Raw genomic sequence first — 18539 nt, forward strand, 5'->3', positions numbered from 1 at the left:
GGTGCAATACCCGTGCCCAGGGTGCAAATCCGGTTCGCAACCTTGAATCGTGCCCGAACAGCCCTATTTTGGATGCAGGAATACCACCATGCGACAAGACAAACTCACCACCAAATTCCAGGAAGCGCTGAGCGACGCGCAGACGTTGGCGCTCGGCAACGACAACGCCTACATCGAACCGGCCCACCTGCTGGTCGCGATGCTGCGCCAGGACGACGGCCCGCGCGCCCTGCTGGAGCGTGCCGGCGTCAACGTGCCCGGGCTGCTGCAGGCGGCCGAAGGCGCCATCAAGAAACTGCCCCAGGTGCAGGGCCACGACATCGTGCAGGTCGGTCCCGAGCTGGGCAAGCTGCTGCAGGCGACCGAGAAGGAAGCCATCAAGCGCAACGACCAGTTCATTGCGGGCGAACTCTTCCTGCTCGCCGTGGCCGACAGCAAGGCCGACATCGGCAAGCTCGCCAAGGAGAACGGCCTGAGCCGCAAGTCGCTCGAATCGGCCATCGACGCCGTGCGCGGCGGGCAGGGCGTGAACAGCGCCGATGCCGAAGGCCAGCGCGAAGCGCTCAAGAAATACACCATGGACCTCACCGAGCGCGCCCGCTTGGGCAAGCTCGACCCGGTCATCGGCCGCGACGAGGAAATCCGCCGCGCCATCCAGGTGCTGCAACGCCGCACCAAGAACAACCCCGTGCTCATCGGCGAACCCGGCGTGGGCAAGACCGCCATCGTCGAAGGCCTGGCGCAGCGCATCGTCGCGGGCGAAGTGCCCGAGTCGCTCAAGGGCAAGCGCGTGCTGTCGCTCGACATGGCCGCGCTGCTGGCTGGTGCCAAGTTCCGCGGCGAGTTCGAGGAGCGGCTGAAGACTGTTCTGAACGAACTCGCGAAGGACGAAGGCCAGACCATCGTCTTCATCGACGAGCTGCACACCATGGTCGGCGCCGGCAAGGCCGAAGGCGCGATGGACGCCGGCAACATGCTCAAGCCCGCGCTCGCGCGCGGCGAGCTGCACTGCGTGGGCGCCACCACGCTGGACGAGTACCGCAAGTACATCGAGAAGGACGCCGCGCTGGAGCGCCGCTTCCAGAAGATCATCGTGGGCGAGCCCAGCGTCGAAGCCACCATCGCCATCCTGCGCGGCTTGCAGGAGAAGTACGAGGTGCACCACGGCGTGCAGATCACCGACCCGGCCATCGTCGCCGCGGCCGAGCTGAGCGACCGCTACATCACCGACCGCTTCCTGCCCGACAAGGCCATCGACCTGATCGACGAGGCCGCGGCCAAGATCAAGATCGAGATGGACTCCAAGCCCGAGGTCATGGACCGCCTGGACCGCCGCCTGATCCAGCTGCAGATCGAGCGCGAAGCCGTGCGCCGCGAAAAGGACGAAGCCTCGCAGAAGCGCTTCGGCCTCATCGAGGACGAGATCACCAAGCTGCAGAAGGAAATCGCCGACTACGACGAGATCTGGCAGGCCGAGAAGGCCCAGGCCCAGGGCAGCGCGCACGTGCGCGAAGACATCGACAAGATCAAGTTCCAGATCGAAGAGTGGAAGCGCAAGGGCGATTTCAACAAGGTCGCGGAGCTCCAATACGGCCAGCTGCCGGCGCTCGAGAAGCGCCTGAAGGAAGCCGAAGAGAGCGAGGCGAGCAAGGGCAAGTCCAGCGCGCCCACGCTGCTGCGCACGCAGGTCGGTTCGGAAGAAATCGCCGAGGTCGTGGCGCGCGCCACCGGCATCCCGGTCGCCAAGCTCATGCAGGGTGAGCGCGACAAGCTGCTCGTCATGGAAGACAAGCTGCACGAGCGCGTGGTTGGCCAGGACGAGGCCATCGGTGCGGTCGCCAACGCGATCCGCCGCTCGCGCTCGGGTCTCTCCGACCCGAACCGCCCCACGGGTTCGTTCCTGTTCCTCGGCCCCACGGGCGTGGGCAAGACCGAGCTGTGCAAGGCGCTCGCGGGCTTCCTGTTCGACAGCGAAGACCACCTGATCCGCATCGACATGAGCGAGTTCATGGAGAAGCATTCGGTCGCGCGTCTCATCGGCGCGCCGCCGGGCTACGTGGGCTATGAAGAGGGCGGCTATCTCACGGAAGCCGTGCGCCGCAAGCCCTACAGCGTGGTGCTGCTCGACGAGGTCGAGAAGGCCCACCCCGACGTGTTCAACGTGCTGCTGCAGGTGCTCGACGATGGCCGCCTCACGGACGGCCAGGGCCGCACCGTGGACTTCAAGAACACCGTGATCGTGATGACCAGCAACATCGGCTCGCCGATCATCCAGTCGATGGTGGGTCAGCCCAGCGAGGACATCAAGGAAGCGGTGTGGGACGAGCTGAAGAACTACTTCCGCCCCGAGTTCCTGAACCGCATCGACGAGACGGTCGTGTTCCACGCGCTCGACGCGAAGAACATCGAATCGATCGCCGCGATCCAGCTCAAGGTGCTGAAGGCGCGCCTGGCGAAGATGGACCTGGGCCTGGAGGTGTCGCCTGCGGCGCTGGCCGAAATCGCCAAGGTCGGCTTCGACCCTGTGTTCGGGGCGCGACCGCTGAAGCGTGCCATTCAGCAGCGCATCGAGAACCCGCTCTCGAAGCTGCTGCTGGACGGCAGCTTCGGGCCGAAGGACACGATCGAGGTCGAAACCGACCCGATCCAGTCGCCGGGCCAGTTCTCGTTCCGCAAGGGCGGGGAACCAACGGCGGCGGCTTCGGCCTAAAGTCGGATGATGAACTTTATTCTTCGCGTCATTCTTCTGCTTCTGGGGCTGGTCTTTGCGGCCAGTCTGGCCGTGGCGGCCCTGCTGCTGGCCGCGGTGTGGGGTGTGCGCTACGCCTGGGGGCGTGTCACGGGCAAGCCCGTGACGCCCTGGACCGCTTCGATGGGTGGGCGTTTCAACCCCCGCTCGGGCTTCGACCGATTTCGCCATGCGGCACAGCAGCCGGCCGAGCCCACGGCGGCTGACGTGGTCAGCGCCCGTGCGCGCGGCGAATCGGTGCGCAGCCCGGTCGTGCTGGGTCCCGCCGACGATGTGACCGACGTGCGGGCCCGGCCCGTGCGCGGCGACTGAGCCTTTTCTTCCCGATCAGGCGCTGTACAGCGCCTCGATCTCGTTGGCGTAGGCCTTGTAGATGCTGGAGCGCCGCACCTTCATGGTGGCGGTGACTTCACCGTCGTCATGGTCCAACTCTTTGGTGAGCAGATGAAAACGTCTGATCTGCGACACCTGCGCCAGCTTCCCGTTGCCGCGCGCCACTTCGGCCTCGATCAGCGCGCGCACCTTGGGTTCTTCCACCAGCGAGCGGAAATGCGTGAAGGGCAGGCGCTGCGCCTCGGCCCATTTGCCGACCGTTTCGTAGTCGATCTGCAGCAGCGCGCCGACGAACTTGCGGCCGTCCGCCACCACGATGCATTCCTTGATGAAGGGGCTGCCCTTCATGGTGTTCTCGATCTCCGAGGGGGTGAGGTTCTTGCCGCCGGCGGTGATCATGATGTCTTTCAGCCGGTCGACGATGCGCAGCTGGCCACCGGCTTCCTCGCGCACCACGTCGCCCGTGTGCAGCCAGCCATCGCGGATCGATGAGGCGGTGGCCTCGGGGTTCTTGTAGTAACCCTCGAACACCATGTCGCCGCGCACCAGCAGCTCGCCGGCTTCGCCCACGCGGTGCTCGGTGCCCAGCGTGGGCGGGCCGACGGTGCCGATGGTCACGGCGTCGGCGCGGTGGCCAGAGACCATGCCGGTCGATTCGGTGAGGCCATACACCTCGACCAGCGGCACGCCCAGCGTGCGAAAGAAGCGCACCACGTCTGCCGGGATCGGCGCCGCGCCCGTGAGCGCGATGCGCGCGCGACGCAGGCCGATGAAGTTCTGCAGCGCGCGCAGCACGGTCCAGTAGGCGAGGGCGAAGCGGCCGCGCTCGGCCAGCGTCCAGGCGCTGCGCGGCTTCTCGGCCAGCGGCGCGCAGGCCTCGATGGCCTTGCGGAACAGCGCGCGCTGCAGCCGCCCGGTTTCCTGCATCTTGATGCTGATGCCCGCGTGCAGCTTCTCCCAGATGCGCGGCACGCCAAGGAACATGGTGGGCGCGACTTCGCGCAGGTCTTCCTGCACGGTGCGGATCGATTCGCCGAAGTTGACTTGCGAGCCCAGGTACAGCGGCACGAAGGCCGTGAGCATCTGCTCGGCCACGTGGCACAGCGGCAGGTACGACAGGTGCGTGGTGTCGCCGTCGAGCCCGAGCCGTTCGACGATGCCGGGCACGACGCCGCGAATGTTGCGGTACGAAATCATCGCGCCCTTGGGCTTGCCCGTGGAGCCCGAGGTGTAGATCATCAAGCCGATGTCGGCCAGCGACTGGCGCTGCAGCGCGGCGTCGATGAGCACGGTGCCGTCGCTTGCCATTGCTTGGGCACCGGCCTGCTCGACCTCCGCGAAGGTCGCGATGCGCTCGCGCACCTCAGGCGGGTAGCTCGCGAGGCCCTTGGTCTCGATCACGACGATCTTGCGCAGGCGCGGCAGCTGGTCGAGCGCGTCGAGCACCTTGTCGGTCTGCTCCTGGTCCTCGCAGACGATCACTTCGATGTCGGCATGGCCGACCACGTAGGCGACCTCGTTGCTCGGGCTGGTGGGGTACACACCCACGGTCACGGCGCCGATGAGCCCCGCGCCCATCTGCGCGAGCAGCCACTCGACGCGGTTCTCGGAGATCACGCCCAGGTGCCCGCCGGGCGCGAGGCCCATCGCGTGCAGGCCCAGGCCGAAGCGGCTGGCGCGCTGCAGGTAGCCGGCCCAGTCCAGCGGATGCCAGATGCCGAAGTCCTTCTGGCGGATCGCGATGCGCTGCGGTTGCAGGCGCGCCTGCTCGCGCAGCATCTGCGGCAGCGTGAGCGAAGGGAGCAGGTTCGTCGTCATGACAGCCAGCGCTTGCGGCGCTTGTAGTGCTTCAGCTCGCGGAAGCTGCGCGATTCGCCGCTGCCGCCCACGCCGAGGTAGAACTCACGCACGTCGGGGTCGGCCGCGAGCCGTTCGGCGCTGCCGTCGATCACTACCTTGCCGCTTTCCATGATGTAGCCCGTGTGGGCGATGGCCAGGGCCACGCTGGCGTTCTGTTCGACCAGCAGCATCGAGGTGCCGCGCTCCGCGTTGATGCGCGCGATGATCGTGAAGATGTCTTCCACCAGCTTCGGCGACAGGCCCAGCGAAGGCTCGTCGAGCAGGATGAGCTGCGGCTGCGCCACCAGCGCGCGTCCGATGGCGAGCATCTGCTGTTCGCCGCCCGAGAGATAGCCCGCCAGGCCCTTGCGGCGCTCGTGCAGGCGCGGAAAGTAGGCGTAGACATCGTCGAAGTTGCGCGACGGCGTGGCGCCGTCGCGGCCCGTGAGCGCGTACGTGGCGGCGACGAGGTTCTCTTCGACCGTGAGGTCTTCGAACACGCGGCGGCCCTCCATCACATGGCTCAGGCCGCGCCGCACGAGTTGCTGCGGCGCGAGCCGTTCGGTGGGCGCGCCGTCGAACACGATGCGCCCGGCCTCGACCTCGCCGTCTTCCAGCGCGAGCAGGCCCGACACCGCCTTCAGCGTGGTCGACTTGCCCGCGCCGTTGCTGCCCAGCAGTGCCACGATCTGCCCGCGCGGCACGGTCAGCGACAGGCCGCGCAAGACCTGCACGACCTTGTTGTAGACCACCTCGATGTTGTTGACCTCCAGGACGAGGTCAGGCGGTGCCGCGCGCGCGTCCATCGTGTCGATCAGTTCAGTGCGATCCAGTCCGACGCCGGCACCATCTTCTGCGCCTTCATGTCGGCCTTGTAGACGCGGCCCACGGGAATGGAGTTGCCCTTGATGGTGATCGGCGTGCCGATGAGGCCGCCCGTGTCGAAGTCCTTGATGGTGTTGAGCGCGGCCTTCAGGTTCTTGCCGTCCAGCGGCTTGCCGGCGTCGAGCGTGCGTTTGGCGGCCTCGGTGAACAGCATCGCCGTGAGGAAACCCTGCGTGTACGCCGTGCTCTGGTACTCGGGGCGCAGCGCGCGGATCTTGTCGAGCATCGGTGCCTTGGCCGAGGTGTCGTAGTAGTAGCGGTAGGGCATGACGCCCATGAAGCCGTCGCCGCCTTCGCCCATCTTCATGACGGTGGAGCTGTCCATGGTCCAGAAGGTGCCCATCCACTTGCTGGTCATGCCCATCTGCTTGCCCTGCTGCACGAACTCGGGAATGGGCGCGAGGATGTAGCCGTGGAAGATCGTGTAGTCGGGCGCCGCGCGGCGCAGCTTGATGACCTCGGTCGACACGTCCACGCTGCCCGCGGGTGTCATGAGCTTCACGGGCACGCTCAGGCCCAGCTTCTTGGCAGCGGCTTCGCTGGCCTCGATGGGGTCGCGGCCGAACTCGGAGTCGGAGTACACGAAGGCCACCTTCGCGCCCGGCTTCTCCTTGGCGATGTGGCGCAGAAGAATGCCGATCTGCTCGGTGTAGTCGGGGCCGACCAGGAACTGGTTCGGGTACTTGGCCGGGTCGTTGAGCTCGGTCGCAAACGAGGCGCCGGCCATCAGGATCTGGCCGCTGCGGTCGAGCTCGGGATTGATGGTCTTGGAGAAACCGGTGGAGTCGCCGTAGTAGAGGTTGACCTTGTTCTGGCTCGTGATCTTCTTGAAGGCCGCCACCGACACGTCGACCTTGTAGCCCGTGTCTTCCGGCACGTAGCGCAGCTTGCGGCCCTTGATGCCGCCTGCGTCGTTGACGATCTTCACGTAGTCGGCAATGCCGGCGTTGATGCCCACGCCCGCGAAGGCGAACACGCCGGTCATCGGGATCGAGCCGCCGATGACGATGTCCTCGTTGGCTTGCGCGTTCGCCGCGAACGGCACGGCGGCGGCCAGGCCCGCGGCGATCAGCAGGGCGCGGCGCTGGGGGGAAAGCTTCTTCGTTGTCTTGGGCATGTGTGTCTCCTGGTTCTAGTTACGAAACGGCCATAGATGGAAAAAGCGGCGTATGCGCCGCCACACTTCTGCGAGCCCGTGCGGCTCGAACACCAGAAATCCGACGATCAGCAGGCCGAAGACGACGGTGCGCACCGGCGAGAGGAACACGGTCATCTCGACGCCGCCCGGCAGCAGGTCGACCACCAGCTTGAGCAGCTCGGGCACCATGGTCATGAACACGGCGCCGAAAATGCCGCCCAGGATGGTCCCCATGCCGCCGACGATGATGGCGGCCAGGAAGAAGATCGACATCAGGAGCGGAAAGCTCTCGGGCGTGACCACGCGGAAGAAGTAGGCCCACAGCCCACCCGCCACGCCCGCGTAGAACGACGAGAGCCCGAACGACAGCAGCTTGTAGCGCAGGAGCGGAATGCCCAGCACCTCGGCCGAGATGTCGCGGTCGCGAATGGCGATGAAGGCGCGTCCCACGCGCGTGCGGAACAGGTTGGCCGCGCCGAGCACCATGAGCACCATCACCGGCACGATCACCCAGTAGAGGCGGAAGGACGTGTCCAGCGGCAGGCCGAAGAACTGCGCGGGTGGCAGCGAGATGCCGGTGGTGCCGCCGGTGAGCTTGAGGTTGGCGAACAGGAAGTGCGCGATGAACGAGGCCGCGATGGTCGCGATGGCGAGGTACAGGCCCTTCACGCGCAGCGAGGGTATGCCGACGATCAATCCGCCGAGCATCGCGACCACGCCGCCCGCGAGGATGTTGAGCAGGAAGGGCGTGCCCAGCCGCGTCTGCATGATCGCGACGGTGTACGCACCCAGGCCCATGAACGCGGCCTGGCCCAGGCTCACGAGGCCGGTGTAGCCCGTGAGGATGTTCAGTCCCGTGGCGCTCGCGACGTTGATGGCGACGAGGCACGCGAGGTACAGCCAGTAGTCGCTGGCCATGAACGGGAACAGCACGAGCAGCGCTGCGCCGATCGCGAGCCACACCTTCTGCGTGCGCGAATCGAACAGCGCCGCGTCGGCGATGTAGCTTTGCTTGAGGGTGCCGATGCGCATGGCTAGAGTCTCTCGATCTCGTGCGTGCCGAAGAGCCCGTACGGCCGCACCATCAGCACGAACACCAGCACGATGAAGGTGGCGAGCAGCTTGTATTCGCCACCGAGATAGGAGCCGGCCAGTGCTTCGATCAGGCCGATGAGCACGCCGCCCACCAGAGCACCGAGCACGCTGTCGAGCCCGCCGACGATCACCACCACCAGCACCGACAGCCCGAACACGCCCATCGACGACGAGATGCCGCCGATGGCGCCGACGATGATGCCGGCCACCGCCGCGATCATGGACGAGGCCACCCAGGCCAGCGAGAACACGCGCGGCACATGGATGCCCATCGAGTACGCCGCCGCCTGGTCCGACGCAGTGGCCCGCAGCGCCACGCCGCCGCGCCAGAAGCGGAACAGCAGCAGCACGAGCCCGATCAGCACCACGGCGATCAATGCGCCATAGGCGATCTTCGGCGCCAGGAAGGCCTCGCCGACCATCACGGGCGTGTTGGGCAGGAACTCGGGCAAGCGGCGCTGGTCGGCGGTCCAGATGATCTCGACCAGCCCGACGAGGATCGACGCCAGCCCCACCGTCACCATGAACACCGAGATCGGCGGCTCGCCCAGCAGCGGGCGGATCATGGTGCGCTCGATCACCGCGCCCAGCAGGCCGGTGCCGATCACCGAGCCCAGCACCGCCATCCAGATCGGCAGCGAGAAGCTCGCGGCGAAGGTGAAGAACAGGTAGGCGCCGACCATCAGCATCTCGCCGATGGCGATGTTGACCACGCGCGTCGCCTTGTAGACCAGCACGAAGGCCAGCGCCGCCAACGCATACAGGCCGCCGCCGGCGATGCCGGTGAGCGCGATCTCGAAGAGGTAGGCCCAATCCATCAGGCGGCTCCCACGGCAGCTTCACCGCGCAGCCGCCGACGCAGCTCGCCCACGTCGCCCGCGCCCAGGTACGCGCGAATCACTTCCGGGTCGGCCTGCACCTGCGCCGGCGTGCCCTGCGCGATGACCTGGCCGAAATTGAGCACCACCACATGGTCCGACAGGTCCATCACCATGCCCATGTCGTGCTCGACCATCAGCACCGTGATGCCCCATTCGCGCCGCACGTCGAGGATGAAGCGCGCCATGTCTTCGGTCTCTTCGCGGTTCATGCCGGCCACGGGCTCGTCGAGCATCAGCACCTTGGGCTGCATGGCCAGCGCGCGCGCCATTTCGACGCGCTTCTGCAGGCCGTAGGGCAGGGCGGCCACCGAGGCGTGGCGGATGTGGTCGATCTCGAGGAAATCGATGATGCGTTCCTCGACGTCGCGGCGCAGTTCGGCCTCTTCGCGGCGCGCGCGGCCCAGGTAGAAGAGGGCGTCGAACACGTTGCTCTTCAGGTGCGCGTGGCGCCCGAGCTTGATGTTGTCCAGCACCGTCATGCCGCGGAACAGCGCGATGTTCTGGAAGCTGCGCGCCAGGCCGAGCGCGGCGCGTTTGGGGGCGGGCAGGCGCGTGATGTCCGCGCCCTCGAACAGCACGCGGCCCTGCGAGGGCTTGTAGAAGCCCGAGATGGTGTTGAACAGCGAGGTTTTGCCCGCGCCGTTGGGACCGATCACCGCGGTGATGGAACCCGTGGCCACGCTGAAGCCCACGTTCGTCAGCGCCTTCACCCCGCCGAAAGCCAGCGTCAACGCCTCGGCCTGCAGCACCGTGGCCGTGGCGGAAGGTGCGGGCATGGAGGGTTCCCGTCGGGTCTCGTCAGGCATGGCCAAGGTGCGCGCTGCAAGGTCAGGGTTTGTGTTCAGCAGCAAAATGCTACTGGCCCGTAAAATTTCTACTGGCCGGTAATGTCCGTGTTCGCCGCAGGTCGCGGCATCGGGACTTTCCCCGCCCGCACAAACCCCATGCCCCGTTCCTCCGCCGTTCCTGCTCCAGCGCCAGCCTCTCCATGGGCGCCCGCCGACCGCCGCGCGCAGCAGCGCGAGGTCAAGCGCATGGCCGTATTGCGCACGGCCGCGCAGCTCTTCAACGAGCGCGGCTTCCATGCGACCTCGCTCGACGACATTGCCGAGCGGCTCAACGTGAGCAAGCCCACGCTGTACTACTACATCGAGAACAAGGACCAGATCCTGCTCGAGTGCGTGAAGATGGCGCTGGACCTCATGCAGACCGGCATCGGCGAGGTGCGCGCCGCGGGCGGCAGCGCCATCGACCAGCTCAAGGCCTGCATGCGCATCTATTCGGGCGTGGTCACGCAGGATTTCGGCATGTGCGTGATCCGCATCGGCGAAGACCCGCTGCCCGACCCGCTCAAGAAGGAACTGCGCCGCCTCAAGGCCGGCATCGACGGGCATTTCCGCCGCCTGATCGAGGAGGGCGTGGCCGAAGGCGCGCTCGCGCCCTGCGACGCCAAGATGGCGGCCTTCATGCTGGCCGGTGCGTTGAGCTGGATCGGCCGCTGGTACCGCCCCGACGGCGACCTCACGCCCGACCAGATCGCCGACCAGGCCATTGAATTGCTGCTCAATGGCGTGCAGCAGCGCGCCCCCACGAAAGTCACGACATGACCCAAGACACTTCCTCTTCCCCACTGCTGGTGGGCCGCGAAGGCGCGGTGGCCACGCTGCGCTTCAACCGCCCGGCGGCGCTCAATGCCATCGACGTGCCGATGGCCAACGCCTTCCTCGAAGCCGCGCGCGCGCTGGCGGCCGACAAGACCGTGCGCGCCGTGCTGCTGAGCGGCGCGGGCAAGGGCTTCATGGCCGGCGGCGACCTCGGCGTGCTGAGCGCCGATCCGAAGCAGGGCGCGGCCGACCTCATCGGCCCGCTGCATGAGGCGCTGACCGTGCTCGACGGCATGGACGCGCCGCTGGTCGCGCAGGTGCACGGCGTGGCGGCCGGCGCCGGCCTGAGCCTGATGCTGCAGGCCGACTTCGTGCTCGCGGCCGAAGGCACGCGCTTCAACCTCGCCTACGTGAACATCGGCACGAGCTGCGACGTGGGGGCGTCGTGGGCGCTGCCGCGCCTGGTCGGCATGCGCCGCGCGCTGGAGATCGCGATGCTCGGTGACACCTACGACACCGCCGCGGCCGAACGCATGGGCCTCATCAACCGCGTGGTGCCCGCGGCCGAGCTCGAATCCGAGGCCATGGCGCTCGCGCAGCGGCTGGCCAAGGGGCCGACCGTGGCGCTGGGCAACCTGCGCCGCCTGATGCGCGGCTCGGTCGACCGCGACCTGCGCAGCCAGCTCGATGCCGAGTCGGCCGCGTTCCAGACCTGCGCGGCCACCGACGACTTCCGTATCGGCCTCGATGCCTTCTTCGGCAAGAAGCCTGCGGCCTTCACCGGCCGCTGAAGCATTCATCTTTTCGCTTTTTCAATCCAGGAGATCCATCCCATGACTTCACGCGACATCTTCGTGGTCGGCACCGCCCGCACCGCCATCGGCACCTTCGGCGGCGCGCTCAAGGACGTGCCCAACACGCAACTGGCCACCACCGCCGTCAAGGCCGCCATCGAGCGCAGCGGCGTGGCCGCCGACGCCATCGGCCATGTGGTCATGGGCAACGTGATCCCCACCGACGTGAAGGACGCGTACCTGAGCCGCGTTGCCGCCATCGACGCGGGCTGCCCGATCGAGACGCCGGCCTTCAACGTGAACCGCCTGTGCGGCTCGGGCCTGCAGGCCATCGTGTCGGCGGCGCAGGCCATCGCGCTGGGCGACTGCGACATCGCGATCGGCGGCGGTTCCGAATCGATGAGCCGCGGCCCGTACTTCGACACCTCGGCCCGCTACGGCGCACGCATGGGCGACGCGGTGCTGGTCGACTACATGCTGGGCATCCTGCACGACCCGTGGGAGAAGATCCACATGGGCATCACGGCCGAGAACGTGGCTGCGCGCTACGGCATCACGCGCGAGCAGATGGACGAACTGGCCGTGACGAGTCAGCAGCGCGCCGCCGCCGCCATTGCCGCGGGCCGCTTCAAGGAACAGATCGTCCCGGTCGAGGTGAAGACGCGCAAGGGCGTCGTGCTGTTCGACACCGACGAGCACGTGCGCGCCGACACCACCGTCGACACGCTCTCGAAGATGAAGCCCGCATTCAAGAAGGACGGCCTCGTCACCGCCGGCAATGCCTCGGGCATCAACGACGGCGCAGCCGCCGTGGTGCTGGCCGAAGGTGGCCGCGTGAAGGCACTGGGCCTGAAGCCGCTCGCGCGTCTCGTCGGCTACGCGCACGCTGGCGTCGAACCCGCATACATGGGCATCGGCCCGGTGCCGGCCACGCGCAAGGTGCTGGAGCGCACGGGGCTGAAGGTCAGCGACTTCGATGTGATCGAGTCGAACGAAGCGTTCGCGGCGCAGGCCTGCGCGGTCATCAAGGAACTGGGCTTCGACCCGGCCAAGGTGAACCCGAACGGCTCGGGCATTTCGCTGGGCCATCCGGTGGGTGCGACCGGCGCGATCATCACGACGAAGGCGATCGCCGAGCTGCACCGCACGGGCGGCCGCTATGCACTCGTCACGATGTGCATCGGTGGCGGCCAAGGCATTGCCGCCGTCTTCGAAAGGGTCTGAGCTCGCGCCCAGGCTTCGCGCACTGCGTGTCGCTTCGCCAACCCCCTCCCGGGGGCAACACCAGCGGCCCGGCAGAGCCGGTTCCGCGGTGTTCCTGGAGAATGGCCGGATGAGTCTTCGTTCACCGCCTGTTGCCATCGACCCCGACGAGGTCGAGATCAGCGCCATCCGCGCGCAGGGGGCGGGCGGGCAGAACGTCAACAAGGTGTCGAGCGCGGTGCACCTGCGCTACGACATCCATGCCAGCTCGCTGCCCGCCGACGTGAAGGAACGGCTGCTCGCCCTGCGCGACAGCCGCATCACACAGGAAGGCGTGTTCGTGCTCAAGGCGCAGCAGCACCGCACGCAGGAGATGAACCGCGCTGACGCGCTCGCGCGGTTGCAGGCGGTGATCGACGGCGTGGCCACGCCGCCGCGCGTGCGGCGCGCCACCAAGCCCACCTACGGTTCGAAGCAGCGCCGGCTCGAAGGCAAGAGCCAGCGTTCGCAGATCAAGAATCTGCGCGGGCCGGTGCGGGACTGACTTCGGCCTGGCGCTGGCGCAGCGCGACATCGAATCGATCGAAGCGCGCGAGCGCGAAGGCAGGGCGCTGCTGAATGCGCGCCCACCAATCGGCCGTGCGCGGGCAGCGCGCGTTCGACAGCGCATCCGGCGCCAGCTCCGCGATGCGTGCCACGAAGGGCGCCGCCGCGATGTCGGCCAGCGAATAGGCACCTCCGACCAGCCAGTCGCCGCTTGGCGCGAGCATCGCTTCCATCTTGCCGAGCAGGGCCAGCAGATTCTCGAGCGCGGCGGCTTTTTCTTCGTCGGTGTAGGGCTGCCGCGCAATGCGGTTCCAGGCCTCGCGCCGCTCGGGCGTGGGCACGCGCGCCAGGCGCTCCTGCAGCTGCGCGTCGCTCCACTGGCTCGCACCCGGTTGCAGCGCGATGCTCCAGTTCAGGATCAGCAGATTGGGCAGCGATTTCTCGTCGGTCCAGCGCACGAAGTTGCGCATCACGGCGCGCTCGTACGGGTCGGCGGGGCGCAGCGGCGGCTGCGGATGCAGGTCGTCGAGGTACTCGCAGATGGTCGAGCTCTCGTAGAGCGATTCGCCGTTGTCCAGCCGCAGCGCCGGCACGACGCCGTTCGGGTTCATCGCCAGGTAGGCGGGCGAGTGGTGCTCCTGCTTGCCCATGTCGATCGGAATGCTTTCGCAGGGCACGCCTTTTTCGGCCAGGCACAGGCGCACGCGGCGCGACGCGCTGGAAAGCCAGCCGTGGTACAGCTTCATGGGGGAGCGCCTTTCAGGGAATCAGCACCGCCGCCCCGGTGGTGGTGCGGCCTTCGAGTTCCTCGTGCGCGCGGCGCACGTCGGCGAGCGCGTAGCGGTGGCCCACCTCGAGCTTCACCTGGCCGCCGAGCACCACGTCGAACAGCGCCGCCGCGCCGCGCCGCAGGTCGGCCGGGTCCGCGATGAAGGTGCGCAGCGTGGGCCGCGACACGCTGAGCGATTTCGCATGCAGCCGCTGCAGGTCGAAGGCCTCGACATCGCCCGATGCGGTGCCGTAGTTGACCGCCATGCCCAGCGGCTTCAAGCAATCGAGCGAGGGCAGGAAGACGTCCTTGCCGACCGCGTCGTAGACCACCGACACGCCCACGCCGCCAGTGCATTCGAGCGTGCGCGCCACGAAGTCCTCGCGGCGGTAGTCGATGACGTGGTGGCAGCCGTGCGCGCGCGCGATGGCCATCTTGGCCTCGGAGCCGACGGTGCCGATCACGGTCGCGCCGAGCGCACGCGCCCACTGCGAGAGGATCACGCCCATGCCGCCGGCGGCCGCATGCACCAGCACCGCGTCGCCGGGCTTCACGGGGTACAGGCGCCGCAGCAGGTACTCGGCCGTGAGCCCGCGCAGCAACGTGGCACCCGCGACTTCCTCGGACACGCCCGCCGGCAATGGCATGGCCCGGTGCGCGGGGATGTTGCGCACGGCCTGGTAGGCGCCGGGGTGGAAGTACGCCACCGATTGGCCCACGCGCAATGCGCCGTCGACCTCTGGCCCCACGGCATCGATCACGCCCGCACCCTGCGCGCCGAGCGTCACCGGGAACGGCGTGGGCGTGTACGGGCCGTGCGCGCCGCGGCGCTGGTAGATGTCCGCGAAGTTCAGGCCGATGGCGCTCTGGCGGATGCGGATCTCGCCGGGCCCGGGCTCGCCGACCTCGACCTCGACGGGCTCGAGCACCTCGGGGCCGCCGTGGGCGCGGATGTGGATGGCTGCGCTGCGCATGGCGGTCATGCCTCGCTGACCGGCTTGCTGACCGGCTTGCGCTTGGTGGCGGCGCGCTGGGTCACGGCCAGCGCATCGGCTGCGACCTCGGGCGTGGCAACGGGCGATGCCACCGGCACGCCGTGCGGCATGCTGGCAATGGCGTCGGCATACACGTTGCCGCCGCTGGAGATGTGGCCCGTCATCGCGCGGTAGGCGGCGTCTTCGTCGCCGTTGAGGATGGCGTCGAGCACCAGCTTGTGCTCGACCAGCGAGTTGCGGATGCGCCCCGGCCGGTCGAACAGCGTGCGCTGCGGATGGCGCATGCGCAGGCGCATGGCACGCAGCTGGCGGGCCAGCACTTCGTTGAGGCTGCCGTCGTAAATGATCTCGTGGAAGTTGCGGTTGGCCTTGCCGTAGAGCTCGGCGTCGTCCCTGGCGGCGGCGTCGCGGCAGTCCTGGTCGGCCTGTGCGAGCTGCTTGCGCTGCACCACCGGCATGCGGCGCGCGGCGAGGCGGGCGGCCAGGCCTTCGAGTTCCATGAGGATTTCGAGCATGGCCACGTACTCGGGCACCGACAGGCTGGACACCACCGCGCCCTGGCGCGGCACCGTGGTCACGAGGCCGGCCGACATGAGCTGCAGCAGCGCCTCGCGCGCCGGTGTGCGCGACACCTCGAAGCGGTCCATGAGCGCCTGCTCGTCGATGCGCGAGCCGGCCGTCAGCTGGCCCGAAGTGATTTCCGCCTCGAGGGCGGCGCGGATCTTGTCACTGAGATTGATGCGTGTCGATGGGGGCATGAAAGGCGTCTCCGATGCGCTGGATTCTAAACATCATCGTGCACGGATGTGGTTTATAAAAATACGTAGAAACGAGATATATATTTTTATAGGCTTCATTCGTACACTGAAAAGGAGCCGGCGCATTCATCCACAGATCCGGCCATGGAGACATTCATGCAACTGAACCGACGCCATTTCCATGCCCTGGCCGGCGCCGCCGCCTCGGCGGCCGCACTTGCGCCGTGGCACAGCGCGAGCGCCCAGACCTCGCTCGACGCGCTGCACGAAGCCGCGAAGAAAGAGGGCGAACTCACCTGGTACATCGTGTACCTGCCCTCCGAAGACGCCGAGCTGATGTCGCGCACCTTCACCGCGCGCTACCCCGGCGTGAAGGTGAACGTGGTGCGCACCACGGCGCAGGTGGCGTTCCAGCGGCTGAACCAGGACCTGAAGGCCAAGACCGCCAACTGCGACGTCTTCTCCTCGACCGACATCGCGCACTACCTCGACCTGAAGAAACGCAAGCTGCTCATGAAGTACGTGCCCGCGGCCTCTGCCGGCATGGACAAGCGGCTGCAGAACCTCGACCCCGAGGGCTACTACCACGTGGCCAGCGTCGCGATGGTCGGGCTGGTCTACAACACGGCCAAGGTCAAGGCCGCGGATGCACCGAAAAGCTGGAACGACCTCACCGATCCGAAGTGGCGCGGCCTGGCCTCGGTGGGCCACCCGGGCTTCAGCGGCTTCGTGGGCGTGTGGGCCATCGAGATGCGCAAGCTCTACGGCGACGGCTGGTTCAAGAAGCTGGCGGCCAACAAGCCGCAGGTGGGCCGCTCGATCATCGACACCGTGACCACCGTCACCTCGGGCGAGCGCTCCATCGGCGCGGGGCCGATCAACCTGGCGGCCATGGTGGCCGACAAGGGCAACCCGATCGCCATCGTCGCGCCCAAGGAAGGGCCGGTGCTCATGCTGTCGCCCTCGGCCATCATGGCCAACGCGCCGCACCCGAACGCCTCGAAGCTCTTCATGGAATGGCTGCTCGGCAGCGAGGACGTCGACAAGCTCTCGGTCGACCGATTCGGCGTGCCCAAGCGTGCGGGCGCCAAGCCGCGCCCCGGCGTGCTGGGCCTGGACGACAGCAAGACCGCGTTGCGCCCCGACCCGCAGGAGTCGGTGGACGGCGTGCCCGAAGTGATCGACCTGTGGCGCGATGCTTTCGGTGTCTGAGGCGGCCGCACCGCAACCCGCACGGCCGGCGCCGCTGACCGTGCCGTCGCGCCTGGCCGACCCGGCGCTGTGGCTCTTCGGCGTGCTCGTCGTGGCGCTGGTGCTGCTGGTCGCCAATCCGATCCTGCGGCTGGTGTGGGACAGCTTCAGCAGCGCGGACGGCGGCGCCACGCTGCGCAACTACACGAGCGCGCTGGGGCGCACACGCCACCTGCAGGCGCTGCTCAACTCGCTCTACCTGGGCGGGGCGGTCACGGTGCTGGCGCTGGCGCTGGGCGTGCCGCTGGCGCTGGCGGTGTCGCGCACCAACATGCCGTGCCGCAACCTCACGCACATGGGCGTGCTGGCGGCGTTCGTCATGCCCAACTTCCTCGGCGCCATCGCGTGGATCCTGCTGGCGGGGCCCAACGCGGGCTGGCTCAACCGGCTGTGGCTGGCGGTCTTCGGCGGCGAGGCCGGGCCGCTCAACATCTTCAGCTTCTGGGGGCTGGCGTTCGTCATTGCGCTGTACACGTTTCCGCTGATCTACGTGTTCACCAAGTCGGCGCTCGACCTCATCTCGACCGAGCTGGAAGACGCCGCCTCGATCCACGGCGCGGGCAAGTTCCGCACGCTCACGCGCGTCACGCTGCCGCTGGTGATGCCGTCCATCGTGGGCGCGGCCATCCTGATCTTCCTGGAGTCGGTGGCGCTGTACGGCACGCCCGCGCTCATCGCCATTCCGGCGGGCATCAACCTCGCGACGACGCAGATCGTGTCGTTCTTCGAGTACCCGCTGCGCGTGGAGCAGGCGGCGGCGTTCTCGATGCCGATCCTGGTGCTCACCGTGGTCATGCTGTGGGTGCAGCGCAAGCTGCTCTCGCGCAAGGGCTTCGTGTCGGTGTCGGGCAAGGGCGGCGAGCGCCGGCCGTTCGACATCGGCTTCTGGAAGTGGCCGCTGCTGGCCTACGCGGCCTTCGTGTCGCTGCTCACGGTGGTGATGCCGCTGGCCATCCTGGTGCTGGCGTCGCTGTCGAAGGCCTGGGGCCGCGGCGTGGCCAGCGGCAACCTCACGCTGGCGAACTACCACGACATCTTCTTCCAGCAGGTGACGGTGCGCGACGCCATCGCCAACACGGTGATCTATTCGGGCGCCACGGCGCTGGTGTGCGTGCTCATGGGCTTGTGCGTGGCCTACGCGGTGCAACGGCGCATCACGCCGTGGCCCGGCGTGGTGCAGTTCCTGGCGCTTGCGCCGGTGGCGGTGCCGGGGCTGATCCTGGCCATCGGCCTGTATGCCGCCTACGCCGGGCCGCCGTTCTCGCTGTACGGCACGGGCGCGCTGATCGTCGTGGCCTTCACCACGCGTTTCCTGCCGATTGCGGTCACTGCCTGCGCGGCGGCCGTGCGCTCGCTCAACCCCGAGCTGGAAGAGGCGGTGCGCGTGCTCGGCGGCGGGCGCATCACGGTGCTGGCGCGCGTGGTGTTTCCGCTGCTGAAGACCACGCTGGTGGGCGTCTTCATCCTGGTGTTCGTGATCTGCACCAAGGAACTCTCGACGGCGGTGTTCCTCACCGGCCCGGCCTCGCGTGTGGTGTCGGTGCTCACGCTCGACCTCAGCGAGCAGGGCAACTACGAAACCCTGGCCGCGATGGGCGTGGTGCTGGTGGTGATCACCACGCTGGTGGTGGCGGCCGGCATGCGCATCGCCGGCCGCGACTTCATGCTGCGCAGGCCCTGACGGAATAAGGCGAACCGA

17 protein-coding genes are annotated in these 18539 nt (G+C 67.8%); 8 read left to right on the forward strand and 9 right to left on the reverse strand.

From position 1 onward, the window contains the following. The first annotated feature begins 88 nt into the window (after positions 1–88). Together clpB and ASD34_RS24035 are read left to right on the forward strand one after the other, a co-directional pair. A complete protein-coding gene (gene clpB / locus ASD34_RS24030) occupies positions 89–2710 on the forward strand; it encodes an ATP-dependent chaperone ClpB (protein ID WP_056583152.1) in 2622 nt (873 codons plus the stop codon). Positions 2711–2719: 9 nt separating this feature from the next. Beyond that, positions 2720–3061 (forward strand): hypothetical protein, encoded by a 342-nt coding sequence (locus ASD34_RS24035; RefSeq protein WP_235510229.1) that lies wholly within the window; start codon positions 2720–2722, stop codon positions 3059–3061. A gap of 15 nt (positions 3062–3076) precedes the next feature. Here the strand turns inward: ASD34_RS24035 and ASD34_RS24040 are convergent, their stop codons facing one another. From ASD34_RS24040 to ASD34_RS24065, 6 genes are read right to left on the reverse strand one after another with little or no spacing between them, the layout of a single operon-like run. After that, positions 3077–4900 carry an AMP-dependent synthetase/ligase gene (locus ASD34_RS24040; RefSeq protein ID WP_056583156.1) on the reverse strand — a complete coding sequence of 608 codons (1824 nt, stop codon included), beginning with the start codon at positions 4898–4900 and terminating at the stop codon, positions 3077–3079. Continuing rightward, complete coding sequence (locus ASD34_RS24045; RefSeq protein ID WP_056583158.1) at positions 4897–5727, reverse strand: ABC transporter ATP-binding protein; 831 nt, start codon at positions 5725–5727, stop codon at positions 4897–4899. Before ASD34_RS24045 ends, ASD34_RS24040 begins: the two co-directional genes overlap by 4 nt. An 8-nt stretch (positions 5728–5735) precedes the next feature. Further along, positions 5736–6923 (reverse strand): ABC transporter substrate-binding protein, encoded by a 1188-nt coding sequence (locus ASD34_RS24050; protein WP_056583160.1) that lies wholly within the window; start codon positions 6921–6923, stop codon positions 5736–5738. Between the two features lie 15 nt (positions 6924–6938). Beyond that, positions 6939–7976 carry a branched-chain amino acid ABC transporter permease gene (locus ASD34_RS24055; protein ID WP_056583163.1) on the reverse strand — a complete coding sequence of 346 codons (1038 nt, stop codon included), beginning with the start codon at positions 7974–7976 and terminating at the stop codon, positions 6939–6941. Positions 7977–7978: 2 nt separating this feature from the next. Next, entirely contained in the window at positions 7979–8857 is an 879-nt protein-coding gene (locus ASD34_RS24060) for a branched-chain amino acid ABC transporter permease (protein WP_056583166.1), read from the reverse strand. After that, the gene (locus tag ASD34_RS24065; RefSeq protein WP_056583168.1) at positions 8857–9696 is read right to left on the reverse strand and encodes an ABC transporter ATP-binding protein; all 840 of its coding nucleotides are present in this window, start codon (positions 9694–9696) and stop codon (positions 8857–8859) included. Before ASD34_RS24065 ends, ASD34_RS24060 begins: the two co-directional genes overlap by 1 nt. Before the next feature lie 168 nt (positions 9697–9864). On the opposite strand from ASD34_RS24065, the gene ASD34_RS24070 reads away from it, so the two are divergent. From ASD34_RS24070 to arfB, 4 genes are all read left to right on the forward strand, one after another. Further along, the gene (locus ASD34_RS24070) at positions 9865–10527 is read left to right on the forward strand and encodes a TetR/AcrR family transcriptional regulator (protein WP_056583170.1); all 663 of its coding nucleotides are present in this window, start codon (positions 9865–9867) and stop codon (positions 10525–10527) included. Beyond that, positions 10524–11315 carry an enoyl-CoA hydratase/isomerase family protein gene (locus tag ASD34_RS24075; RefSeq protein ID WP_056583172.1) on the forward strand — a complete coding sequence of 264 codons (792 nt, stop codon included), beginning with the start codon at positions 10524–10526 and terminating at the stop codon, positions 11313–11315. The genes ASD34_RS24070 and ASD34_RS24075 overlap by 4 nt, the downstream gene beginning before the upstream one ends. 42 nt (positions 11316–11357) lie before the next feature. Then, positions 11358–12542: an acetyl-CoA C-acyltransferase family protein gene (locus ASD34_RS24080; protein ID WP_056583174.1), complete on the forward strand. Its 1185-nt coding sequence runs from the start codon at positions 11358–11360 to the stop codon at positions 12540–12542. A gap of 109 nt (positions 12543–12651) precedes the next feature. After that, positions 12652–13065 carry an alternative ribosome rescue aminoacyl-tRNA hydrolase ArfB gene (gene arfB, locus ASD34_RS24085; protein WP_056583176.1) on the forward strand — a complete coding sequence of 138 codons (414 nt, stop codon included), beginning with the start codon at positions 12652–12654 and terminating at the stop codon, positions 13063–13065. Here arfB and ASD34_RS24090 read toward each other — a convergent pair. Genes ASD34_RS24090 through ASD34_RS24100 form a run of 3 tightly spaced genes read right to left on the reverse strand, consistent with a single transcriptional unit; the run spans position 13034 to position 15589 of the window. Beyond that, positions 13034–13813: a glutathione S-transferase family protein gene (locus tag ASD34_RS24090; protein WP_056583178.1), complete on the reverse strand. Its 780-nt coding sequence runs from the start codon at positions 13811–13813 to the stop codon at positions 13034–13036. The two genes, arfB and ASD34_RS24090, sit on opposite strands and share 32 nt — an antisense overlap. Positions 13814–13826: 13 nt before the next feature. Then, positions 13827–14810, reverse strand: coding sequence for a quinone oxidoreductase family protein (locus ASD34_RS24095; RefSeq protein ID WP_056583477.1), 984 nt, complete (start codon positions 14808–14810; stop codon positions 13827–13829). Positions 14811–14815: 5 nt separating this feature from the next. Then, complete coding sequence (locus tag ASD34_RS24100; protein ID WP_056583181.1) at positions 14816–15589, reverse strand: GntR family transcriptional regulator; 774 nt, start codon at positions 15587–15589, stop codon at positions 14816–14818. A gap of 156 nt (positions 15590–15745) precedes the next feature. Here ASD34_RS24100 and ASD34_RS24105 point away from each other — a divergent pair, with 156 nt between their 5' ends. Continuing rightward, entirely contained in the window at positions 15746–16801 is a 1056-nt protein-coding gene (locus tag ASD34_RS24105) for an ABC transporter substrate-binding protein (RefSeq protein ID WP_056583480.1), read from the forward strand. Further along, on the forward strand, positions 16785–18521 hold the full coding sequence (locus tag ASD34_RS24110; protein ID WP_056583183.1) for an ABC transporter permease: 1737 nt from the start codon (positions 16785–16787) through the stop codon (positions 18519–18521). Before ASD34_RS24105 ends, ASD34_RS24110 begins: the two co-directional genes overlap by 17 nt. Positions 18522–18539 lie beyond the last annotated feature (18 nt).

The organism is Variovorax sp. Root473, assembly GCF_001426505.1.
Classification (GTDB): Bacteria; Pseudomonadota; Gammaproteobacteria; order Burkholderiales; family Burkholderiaceae_C; genus Variovorax.

Bases quoted from the DNA above. Each gene is read 5' to 3' on its own strand.
- clpB (WP_056583152.1), top strand. From the start codon at position 89: ATGCGACAAGACAAACTCACCACCAAATTCCAGGAAGCGCTGAGCGAC.
- ASD34_RS24035 (WP_235510229.1), top strand. From the start codon at position 2,720: ATGAACTTTATTCTTCGCGTCATTCTTCTGCTTCTGGGGCTGGTCTTT.
- ASD34_RS24040 (WP_056583156.1), bottom strand. From the start codon at position 4,900: ATGACGACGAACCTGCTCCCTTCGCTCACGCTGCCGCAGATGCTGCGC.
- ASD34_RS24045 (WP_056583158.1), bottom strand. From the start codon at position 5,727: ATGGACGCGCGCGCGGCACCGCCTGACCTCGTCCTGGAGGTCAACAAC.
- ASD34_RS24050 (WP_056583160.1), bottom strand. From the start codon at position 6,923: ATGCCCAAGACAACGAAGAAGCTTTCCCCCCAGCGCCGCGCCCTGCTG.
- ASD34_RS24055 (WP_056583163.1), bottom strand. From the start codon at position 7,976: ATGCGCATCGGCACCCTCAAGCAAAGCTACATCGCCGACGCGGCGCTG.
- ASD34_RS24060 (WP_056583166.1), bottom strand. From the start codon at position 8,857: ATGGATTGGGCCTACCTCTTCGAGATCGCGCTCACCGGCATCGCCGGC.
- ASD34_RS24065 (WP_056583168.1), bottom strand. From the start codon at position 9,696: ATGCCCGCACCTTCCGCCACGGCCACGGTGCTGCAGGCCGAGGCGTTG.
- ASD34_RS24070 (WP_056583170.1), top strand. From the start codon at position 9,865: ATGCCCCGTTCCTCCGCCGTTCCTGCTCCAGCGCCAGCCTCTCCATGG.
- ASD34_RS24075 (WP_056583172.1), top strand. From the start codon at position 10,524: ATGACCCAAGACACTTCCTCTTCCCCACTGCTGGTGGGCCGCGAAGGC.
- ASD34_RS24080 (WP_056583174.1), top strand. From the start codon at position 11,358: ATGACTTCACGCGACATCTTCGTGGTCGGCACCGCCCGCACCGCCATC.
- arfB (WP_056583176.1), top strand. From the start codon at position 12,652: ATGAGTCTTCGTTCACCGCCTGTTGCCATCGACCCCGACGAGGTCGAG.
- ASD34_RS24090 (WP_056583178.1), bottom strand. From the start codon at position 13,813: ATGAAGCTGTACCACGGCTGGCTTTCCAGCGCGTCGCGCCGCGTGCGC.
- ASD34_RS24095 (WP_056583477.1), bottom strand. From the start codon at position 14,810: ATGCGCAGCGCAGCCATCCACATCCGCGCCCACGGCGGCCCCGAGGTG.
- ASD34_RS24100 (WP_056583181.1), bottom strand. From the start codon at position 15,589: ATGCCCCCATCGACACGCATCAATCTCAGTGACAAGATCCGCGCCGCC.
- ASD34_RS24105 (WP_056583480.1), top strand. From the start codon at position 15,746: ATGCAACTGAACCGACGCCATTTCCATGCCCTGGCCGGCGCCGCCGCC.
- ASD34_RS24110 (WP_056583183.1), top strand. From the start codon at position 16,785: ATGCTTTCGGTGTCTGAGGCGGCCGCACCGCAACCCGCACGGCCGGCG.